Below are 8943 nucleotides of genomic sequence, written 5' to 3' on the forward strand. Positions count from 1 at the left end.
CAGCGCCTGGTTGTTCGACCCGGTGCCGTAGTCCAGCACGTAGAGCGCCCCGTCCGGACCGAAGGCCATGTCCATGACCTGCGTGCCGGACCACGGGAAGTTGGAGATCTCCCCGCGTGACCCGTCGGAGTTGACAGCGATGGCCTTGATCCAGCGGCGGCCGTACTCACCGGCGAAGAACTGACCGTTGAGCGACTGCGGGAACTTGATGCTGGAGTTCAGCGACGCGTCGTAGCGGTAGACCGGGCCGCCCATCGGCGACTCCGAGCCGCTGCCGAACTCCGAGGGCGAACCGGAGTCGCCCGCGTACTTGATCCAGGCCGGCCTCGCCGCGGGCAGCGTGCCGAGCCCGGTGTTGCGGAACGAGTTGTTGGTCGGCCCGCCGGTGCAGTTGTACTTCGACTGCGACGGCCCGGACGGGAAGGTGTATTCATTGTATGTTTCGGTGCTGGTGTTGGCGCCGGTGCAGTACGGCCAGCCGTAGTTGCCCGGCGAGGCGATGCGGTTGAACTCGACCTGACCCTGGGGGCCCCGGCTGGAGTTCGTGGACCCGGCGTCGGGGCCGTAGTCGCCGAGGTAGACGACACCCGTGGCCTTGTCGACGCTCATCCGGAACGGGTTGCGCAAACCCATCGCGTAGATCTCCGGACGGGTGTTGGCCGTGCCGGGCGCGAACAGGTTGCCCGACGGGATGGTGTACGTGCCGTCGGTCTGCGGCTTGATCCGCAGCACCTTGCCCCGCAGGTCGTTGGTGTTCGCCGAGGTGCGCTGGGCGTCGAACTGCGGGTTGCGGTTGGTCCGCTCGTCCAGCGGCGCGTAGCCGGACGACTCGAACGGGTTGGTGTCGTCGCCGGTGGTCAGGTACAGGTTGCCGGCGGCGTCGAAGTCCAGGTCACCGCCGACGTGGCAGCACTGACCACGGTCGTTGGCGACCTGGAGCACGATCTTCTCGCTGCCCAGGTTGAGCGTGTCGTCGGAGTTGAGGGTGAACCGGGACAGCCGCAGGTGTCCCTTCCACCGGTCCCAGTCGGACTGCGAGCCGGTGGTCGGGGCGTCCCCGGACGGGGTGCTCAACGTGGGCGAGTAGTACAGGTAGATCCACCGGTTGCTGGCGAAGTTGGGGTCGACGGCGACGCCTTGCAACCCCTCCTCGTCGTGCGTGTAGACCGACAGGGTGCCGGAGGTCTTGGTGTTGCCGGCCACGTCGGTGACCCGCAGGACGCCGTTGCGGGCGGTGTGCAGGACCGAGCGGTTGGGCAGGACGGCCAGGGACATGGCCTCACCCAGCTCGGCCGAGCCGGTGGCGAGCTTGACCTGCTGGTAGTCGGAGGCGGGGATCACCGCAGCCTGCGCGGTGGACGGTGCGGCAACGGCCAGGGTCACGCTCGTGGCGGCGGTGAGCGCCGCCACGAGGGCCCGGGACCAGCGCCGGGATTTCGAGAACATGATCGTCCTTCCTCGACGATCGGGGGCCGGGCGTGCGGGGGCGCACCACGGCCTAAGGGGGTGGTGACGAGTGAGCCGCGGCGCGGTCAGTTCGTGACGAGGTCGAACTTCTCCCACTGGCCGATGGAGGTCCGGTTGGCGATCAGCGGGGAGGAGCCTCCGTTGTCGGCGGCCACGTACCGGCTGTTCACAGTGGCCCGCAGGCTCACCGTGCCGTCGGAGTTGCGCAGGAGCTGGAACGTCTCCCAGGCGCCGGCGGAGGCGCGGTTGGCGATCAGCGCGGCGGCACCGGCGTTCTCCGCCGCGACGTACTGCCCGTTGCTCTTGGCGCGCAGCGCCACGTTGCCGTTGGCGAGGTTGACCACGTCGAACCGCTCACTGGTGCCGGCGGAGGCCTTGTTGGCGATCAGCGCGGTGGTGGAGTTGGGCGCGCTGACGAACTGGTTGTTGGCCCGGGCCTTCAGGGTGGAGCCGCTGGTGGTGGGCGGCGGGGTGGTGGGCGGCGGGGTGGTCGTCCGCGGCGAGCAGTCGGCGGTCACCGAACCCGCGGCGACCTGGAGGCCGCCGAGCAGCATCCGGGTGAAGTTCGGGTCGGTGTACGACGCCTCGGTGTGGCCCAGACCCGTGTACCAGGCCCGACCGCCGCCGTACGTCTTGCACCAGGTGATCGGGTGGTCGCCGCTCATGTTGCCGCCGCTGTAGGACGACTCGTCGAGGTTGGCCAGGACCCGCGCGCTCGACCGGGGGTTGGTGCGGTAGTTGTACCACTCGTCGGAGCGCACCCAGGTCGTGCCGAGGTGGGCCGTCGACGGGTTGGTCTGGTCCTCGATCCGCACGGTCGCGGTCTGGATCGCCGGGTGCGAGTCGAAGTACGCGCCGACCAGTTGGCCGTACCACGGCCAGCTGTACTCGGTGTCCGCGGCGGCGTGCACGCCGACGTATCCGCCGCCGGCGGCGATGTACGACTCGAAGGCCGTCTGCTGGCTGGAGTTGAGGACGTCACCGGTCGTGGACAGGAAGACCACCGCCTGGTACTGGGCCAGGTTGGAGGTGGTGAACTGGTTGGCGTCCTCAGTGGCGGTCACGGTGAAGCCGTTGGCCGAGCCGAGCTGCTGGATCGCGGCGATGCCGTTCGGGATGGACGAGTGGCGGAAGCCCGCGGTCTTGCTGAACACCAGGACCTTCGTCAGTGGTGCCGCCGAGGCCGGCGTCGTGAGGGTTACCAAGCTGGCCAGCATCACGGCCATGCCGGTGACGAGTGCCAACAGGCGGGAACGGGAACGCATGGGGGTGCTCCTCTGCTGAGCGTCGACCCTGGCGCGCGCGTCACGTGGGCGTGCGGGCTCGCCGAGGTCGCGATGGCGGTGGTACGGAGCCGGGCCGCCGATGCTCGGCTGAGATGCTGCGGGGTGGTGCCGTGCCGGTGGAATCGTCCCGCAGGGGGTGTGCGCGACGCTGCGCCGTGCGGGTTGCCGTGCCGGTGCTCCCCGCCCGCCGAGGGGGGAGCATCGCGTCGCTACCGACAGTGCCAGGAGACGGCTGGCGCACCGGCGTCGACCGATCGCGATCGCACCGCCGAGGAGCCCGCTCGCCCATAGTGGACGGACGAAGCCCATCGACTTCTATCGCTGACGCAGTAAACCTCCGATGTCTCCGCCCCGTCAAGCCCACGCCCGTCGGCGTCGACCGCCCGAGGTGGGTATTCCCGCCGTGGTTAACCCTGGCCGGACGGCATCGGATCGCGGGCGCCTCTGGTGGCCATGATGATGAGGTCGGCGATCGTCTCCGGGTGGGTGAGCATGGCGAGGTGGGAGGAGTCGACCTCGATCGTCGTGGCGTTCATCCGCTCGGCCAGGAACCGTTCCAGCTCGGGTGCCGTGGTGCGGTCCTGGGTGGAGACGGAGTAGTAGCAGGGCTTGTCCCGCCAGGCGGCGACAGTCGTGCGGCCCTTGAAGAGGCCGTCGGCGATCGGCCCCTGCACCGCGTAGAGCGAGCGGGCGCGGACCTCGTCGACTCCGCCCGCGAAGTCTTCGAGGAATGCCGTCTCGCTGAGCTGTGCGTACCCGTTGTGGTGGAGGAGACCGGCGTTCGCCGGGGGCGTCGGATACTGTGCCGCGAGGGCGGCGTAGTCCTCGCCGGCGTCCGGGGCGCGGGCGGCGACGTACACCAGGGCGGTGACCTTCGGATGGTTACCGGCATCGCTGATGACCGTGCCGGCCCAGGAATGGCCCACCAGCACCGTCGGCCCGTCCTGGCGGTCGAGGGCGCGGTTGGTGGCGGCGACGTCGTCGGCCAGGGAGGTCAGCGGGTTCTGCACCGCGGTGACGGTCAGGCCGGCCCGCTGGAGGATGGGGATCACGTCGGACCAGGACGAGCCGTCGGCGTAGGCGCCGTGCACCAGGACGACGTTGCTGGCAGGCTCGGGGCTCATTCGGACCTCCGCAGGCGACGACGCGGTGCCACCGCTGACAACTCTCGCCTGACACTCTTCCGCAGGCCGGCCGGGTCGGTGGGCCGAACGCGGAGGTTCAGCCGGTCACCGCACCGGCTCTGGTGCGACGGCCCGCCAGTCCAGGTGGTGCCGGTAGAGGTGTCGCACGACGATCCAGCTGACCGAGAACGGGATGGCCCCCATCGCCACGACTCCCAGGACGTCGGAGCCGACCACGTCGAAGACCGCCCCCACGTCGCCGAACAGTTGCGCGACAGTCTGGAAGGCGACGTGGAAGCCGATGCCCGCCCAGATGTCGCCGGTCGCGGTCCGGAAGGCGCCCAGCAGGAGCGCGAAGACGAAGAAGAGCGCGAGCCGGTCGACGGACCGGGCGGCCCCGACGAGGAACCCGAACACTGTGAACAGTACGGCCTGCCCTACGGCGGCCTGCCACGCCGGCAACCGGGTGGCAAGGTTGCGCTGCAGGTAGCCCCGGAAGATCAGCTCCTCCGGCAGTGCCTCCTTGAGGAACACGAGCACCACCAGCAACGCCGCCACCCGCGACACGTCCCCGACGGACGTCCGCACGCTGATCTCGACCCAACCGAGGCCGAGGCAGAGCACGAACCCCACCCCGGCGGGGACCAGCCAGCAGGCCATGCCGAGCAGCAGACGCCGCCAGCCCTCGCGCAGCGACGGCAGTCCGAGGCCGGCCCACGGGCGTCGGTCCAGGAGGCGACGGGCGACAACCACCAGGGGTACGACGAGCACCGTGGTGAGAACGGCCCCGACGGCGTGGGTGGGTCGGTCGTAGTCGCGGTCGAGCAGGGCACCCACTGACAGCCACACCAGCACGGCGCCGGCGGACACGACGAGGATCCGCCAGGGCAGGGCGAGACGAGGTCCGGCGCTCACCACGCGCAGCGTAGCCAGCGGTGTCAACGGTGGGCCGTCAGCGGCCGAGGACGAGGTAGGCGAGGCCGAGCACCCCCCGGTAACCACCGACGTACTGGCGCAACCGGTCGTCGAGTTCCGCGCGGACGTCGGCCGCGCGGGGATCCTCCGGGTACCGCAGCAGCCACTCCTGCCGCCCGGCCAGCCAGGTGGACTCGAAGTCGTCCCACTCACGCTGGTCGGCGGTGCTCAGGTGCAGCACCCGCCAGCCGCGTTCCCGGGCGACCTCGACGAGGCCGGGCAGGTCAGTGACCTCGGGTCCGAAGATCTGCTCGGTGTCCGGTGTCGGGGGCCGTTCCCAGTAGGCGTCGCCGAACAGCAGCCGGCCTCCCGGTCGGACCACTGTGGCGAGCGCGTCCAGCGCGGCGCCGGTGCCACCGAAGGCATGCGCCGACCCGACGCACAGGACCCGGTCGGCGGGCTCCTGCCAGGCGGCCGCCTCGCCCATCACGAAGGCGACGTGCCGGTCGAGGGACCGGCCGGCCGCCGCCCTCCGCCCCCGGGCGAGCGCGGCGTCATCGGTGTCGACGCCGACGCCCCGGGTGGCGAGCGCGCCTGACACGCCACCGGCGGCGACTGCCCGCAGCAGCAGCTCACCCCAGCCACAGCCCAGGTCGAGCACCCGCGCGCCGGGACGTACGTCGAGTCGCCGTAGCAGCAGCGCGGCGTGCTCCTCGGACAGGGGTGTGTTCCAGCGCATCCGCGCGTAGCGGCTGTCGGCGAGGTTGTCGGTTGCCTGCATGCGTCGAGGGTGTCAAGTCATGATTCGCTTCGCACGTCGGGTCCGGTGTCCTGTCGTACGGCAGGATCGGTCAGGTGGGGGCGCAGCAGGCGGGGCCGTTTCGGCGGCCGACACCGCAGGAGGTGGCGGCGGCCGCCGGGCGGGGCCTGCCGGACGTGATCGGGCCCGGCCTGCGGGTGCTGTTCTGCGGCTTCAACCCGGGCCTCTACTCCGCCGCCGTGGGGCTGCCCTTCGCGCGTAAGGGAAGCCGGTTCTGGCCGGCCCTGCACGGTGCGGGCTTCACCGACCGGCAACTGCACCCGTGGGAGCACGACGAGTTGCTGCGCCACGGCCTGGGCATCACCAGCCTCAGCAACCGGGCCACCGCGCGCGCCGACGAGCTGACCTCGGCGGAGCTGGTGGCCGGGGTGACCGGGTTGGCGGTGAAGGCCGAGCGGTACCGGCCGCGGTGGGTGGCCATCCTCGGAGTGACCGCGTACCGGATCGCCTTCGTCCGGCCCCGGGCAGGCCTGGGGCCACAGTCGCAGCGGCTGGGCCCGGCCCGGGTGTGGGTGCTGCCGAACCCGAGTGGTCTGAACGCGCACTTCCCGTTGCCGGCCTTGACGGCCGAGTTCGCCAAGCTGCGCCAGGAGATCTAGGCGCGCTCGGTGGCGACGAGGTCCTGGTAGTACGGCTGCATCGCCGGGTGGTAGTCGTCGAAGTCGGGGCGGGGGGAGCCGTCCCGGGAGGCGACGAGCATGTCCAGGTAGTACTCCCAGCCGGCGCCCACCTCGGCGATGCCCTCCACGCTCGTGAGGTGCTGCACGAACCGCAGCTCGGTGCTGCCGTCGGCCTCGGTCAGCGTCAGCTCCACCAGCCAGGTGCCGTAGCTGTCGACCATCGACACGGTGAGATGCCGCTGCGGTTCGCAGGCGTCGATGCGGACGTCGCACCAGGGCTGCTGCTCCTCGTACGCCATCTGGACCCGGATGGTCCGCCCGGGGGCCGCGTCGCCCTCCCAGGGGCCGAACCAGCGGGCCGTGCGCTCGGGCTCGGTCAGGCTGGCCCAGACGTCCGCCGCCGGGGCGCGGAACGTGCGGGTCAGGACGAGGTCGTGACCGGTGGCGGTGCGGAACAGGCGTCCGGCGGGTGTGCGGGTCATGCCGTGTGCTCCCTTCGGTGTCCCGCCGGGCCGCGGCTGCGGCGCTCTCGGCGGGTGCGGTAGACCTCGGTCTCCAACGCGTCGAGGTGCCGTTCCCACCGGTCGGTGCCGGCGAGCCCGGCGAGCCAGCCGACCAGCGGCGCGAGCGGACCCGGGTCGAGGTGGTAGATCCGTTGCCGGCCGACCAGCTCGTCGCGGACCAGGCCGCTCTCGCGCAGCACCCGCAGGTGGCGGCTGATGGCGGGCCGGCTGATCACGAAGCGTCTAGCGATGTCGCCGGCCGACAGGGATTCGTCGCGCAGCATGGTCAGGATGTGCCGTCGCACCGGGTCCGCGATCGCGGTGACCACCTCGTCCACCGCTGAAGCGTAACCTATGAGTTACATCTCGGCGATATCGGTGCGTCGATGGTGGGCACATGATCACTTGACCTGGCACTCTGTAAGGCATGGCCGCCCTCCTTCGCTCCCGCCTGACCGACTGGACGTTTGTCGTACCCGTGCTCGCCGTCCTGATATTGATGGTCACCTGGGGCCGGAGCCTGCCTGGGCCCGTCATCGTGGTTGTCGCTGTGCTGCTGGGTGGCGCGGTGCTCGCGGCCGTGCACCACGCGGAGGTGGTCGCCCACCGGGTGGGGGAGCCGTACGGGTCGCTTGTGCTCGCCGTCGCGGTCACCGTGATCGAGGTGGCCCTGATCGTCACGCTCATGATCAGCGGGCCGGAGAAGACCCAGTCACTCGCCCGCGACACCGTCTTCGCCGCAGTCATGATCACCTGTAACGGGATACTGGGCCTTTCCCTGCTACTCGGGGCGCTGCGCCGCCGCGTCGCGGTGTTCAATCCGGAGGGCACCGGCGGTGCGCTGGCCACCGTGATCACCCTGGCCACCCTGAGCCTCGTCATCCCGAGCTTCACCACTGCCCGCCCCGGCCCGGAGTTCAGCCCGGCCCAACTCGTCTTCGCCGCCGTGGCGTCGCTGGCCCTGTACGGGCTGTTCGTGCTCGTACAGACCGGCCGGCACCGCGACTACTTTCTGCCGGTCGACAGCCGGGGCAAGGTCATCGAGACCGAGGAGCACGCCAAGCCGCCCACGACCCGCGCGGCGATGGTCAGCCTGGTCCTGCTGCTGGTGGCGCTGGTCGCGGTCGTCGGCGACGCCAAGACGGTCTCCCCGACCATCGAGGCCGGGGTCGCGGCGGCGAACCTGCCGCACGCGTTCGTCGGCGTCATCATCGCCCTGCTGGTGCTTCTGCCGGAGACCCTCGCCGCCGCCCGCGCCGCCCGCCGCGACCGCGTCCAGACCAGCCTGAATCTCGCCCTCGGCTCCGCGATGGCCAGCATCGGCCTGACCATCCCGGCCATCGCGATCGCCTCTATCTGGCTGGACGGCCCGTTACTGCTCGGCCTCGGCGGCACCCAGCTCACGCTGCTCGCGCTGACCGCCGTGACCGCGGTGCTGACCGTCGTGCCGGGCCGGGCCAACGTGCTGCAGGGTGGCGTACACCTGGTGCTGATGGCCGCCTTCGTCTTCCTGGCCGCGAGCCCGTGACGTGCGCCGCCGCCCGCCGGGTCAGCCGGCGGGCGGCGGGTCGCCGAGACGCTCCGCGCGGGCGTACAGGTAGCGCTGCTGCGCCAGGTTCGTCGACCGGGCCGCCGCCATTCGGTACGCCTCCCGTGCCGCGACCCGCTCACCGACCATCTCCCACAGGTGGGCGCGAGCGGCCGGGAGTCGGGGGTCGCCGGCCAACCGCGCGTCGCCGGCCAGCTCGGCGAGCCGTGCCAACCCGTCCGACGGGCCGCGACTCATCGCCACCGCCACCGCGTGGTTGAGCGCCACCACCGGGTTGTCCGAGATGCCCAGCAGCACCTCGTACAGGGCGGTGATCTGCGCCCAGTCGGTGTCCTGCGCACTGGCTGCCTCGTCGTGCACGGCGGCGATGGCGGCCTGCACCTGGTACGCCCCGACCGCCCCGCGCGGCAGCGCCCTGGTGATCAGCGCGGTCCCCTCGGCGATCTGGTCGGCCCGCCACCGGGAACGGTCCTGTTCGGCCATCGGCACCAACTCGCCGTGCGGGCCGATCCGCGCCGGAGCGCGGGCATCGGTGAGCAGCATCAACGCCAGCAGGCCGGTGACCTCGGGATCCTCCGGGAGCAGCCGGTGCACCAGGCGGGTCAGGCGGATCGCCTCGGCGGTCAGGTCGGCGCGCAGCAACCCCGGGCCGGCGGTGC

Annotated in this window: 10 protein-coding genes; 2 read left to right on the forward strand and 8 right to left on the reverse strand. The window is 71.3% G+C overall.

Annotated elements, in window-relative coordinates; genetic code table 11:
• The 5 genes from ACWCO3_RS26365 to ACWCO3_RS26385 form a co-directional block, all read right to left on the reverse strand.
• Positions 1 to 1446: PQQ-dependent sugar dehydrogenase (locus ACWCO3_RS26365; protein WP_450012576.1), on the reverse strand; the 1446-nt coding region annotated here is incomplete at its 3' end.
• Between the two features lie 86 nt (positions 1447 to 1532).
• The gene (locus tag ACWCO3_RS26370) at positions 1533 to 2732 is read right to left on the reverse strand and encodes a ThuA domain-containing protein (protein WP_435826059.1); all 1200 of its coding nucleotides are present in this window, start codon (positions 2730 to 2732) and stop codon (positions 1533 to 1535) included.
• 428 nt (positions 2733 to 3160) lie between these two features.
• Positions 3161 to 3877: an alpha/beta fold hydrolase gene (locus ACWCO3_RS26375; protein WP_450012578.1), complete on the reverse strand. Its 717-nt coding sequence runs from the start codon at positions 3875 to 3877 to the stop codon at positions 3161 to 3163.
• 105 nt (positions 3878 to 3982) lie between these two features.
• Entirely contained in the window at positions 3983 to 4792 is an 810-nt protein-coding gene (locus ACWCO3_RS26380) for a CPBP family intramembrane glutamic endopeptidase (RefSeq protein WP_450012580.1), read from the reverse strand.
• Positions 4793 to 4829: 37 nt separating this feature from the next.
• The gene (locus tag ACWCO3_RS26385; RefSeq protein ID WP_357936749.1) at positions 4830 to 5573 is read right to left on the reverse strand and encodes an SAM-dependent methyltransferase; all 744 of its coding nucleotides are present in this window, start codon (positions 5571 to 5573) and stop codon (positions 4830 to 4832) included.
• Positions 5574 to 5647: 74 nt separating this feature from the next.
• Between ACWCO3_RS26385 and mug the strand changes: the two genes are divergently transcribed.
• Positions 5648 to 6211, forward strand: a complete 564-nt coding sequence (gene mug, locus ACWCO3_RS26390; protein ID WP_145782039.1) for a G/U mismatch-specific DNA glycosylase — start codon at positions 5648 to 5650, stop codon at positions 6209 to 6211.
• Here the strand turns inward: mug and ACWCO3_RS26395 are convergent.
• Both ACWCO3_RS26395 and ACWCO3_RS26400 read right to left on the reverse strand, forming a co-directional pair.
• Entirely contained in the window at positions 6208 to 6714 is a 507-nt protein-coding gene (locus ACWCO3_RS26395; protein WP_145782037.1) for an SRPBCC family protein, read from the reverse strand. The genes mug and ACWCO3_RS26395 overlap by 4 nt on opposite strands.
• Positions 6711 to 7073: a metalloregulator ArsR/SmtB family transcription factor gene (locus ACWCO3_RS26400; RefSeq protein WP_450012584.1), complete on the reverse strand. Its 363-nt coding sequence runs from the start codon at positions 7071 to 7073 to the stop codon at positions 6711 to 6713. Before ACWCO3_RS26400 ends, ACWCO3_RS26395 begins: the two co-directional genes overlap by 4 nt.
• 89 nt (positions 7074 to 7162) lie before the next feature.
• Here ACWCO3_RS26400 and ACWCO3_RS26405 point away from each other — a divergent pair, with 89 nt between their 5' ends.
• The gene (locus tag ACWCO3_RS26405; RefSeq protein WP_145782033.1) at positions 7163 to 8263 is read left to right on the forward strand and encodes a calcium:proton antiporter; all 1101 of its coding nucleotides are present in this window, start codon (positions 7163 to 7165) and stop codon (positions 8261 to 8263) included.
• A 21-nt stretch (positions 8264 to 8284) separates the two neighbouring features.
• On the opposite strand, the gene ACWCO3_RS26410 is transcribed toward ACWCO3_RS26405, so the two are convergent.
• Positions 8285 to 8943: RNA polymerase sigma factor (locus tag ACWCO3_RS26410; protein ID WP_450012586.1), on the reverse strand; the 659-nt coding region annotated here is incomplete at its 5' end.

This window comes from Micromonospora sp. NPDC002411 (genome assembly GCF_053592955.1).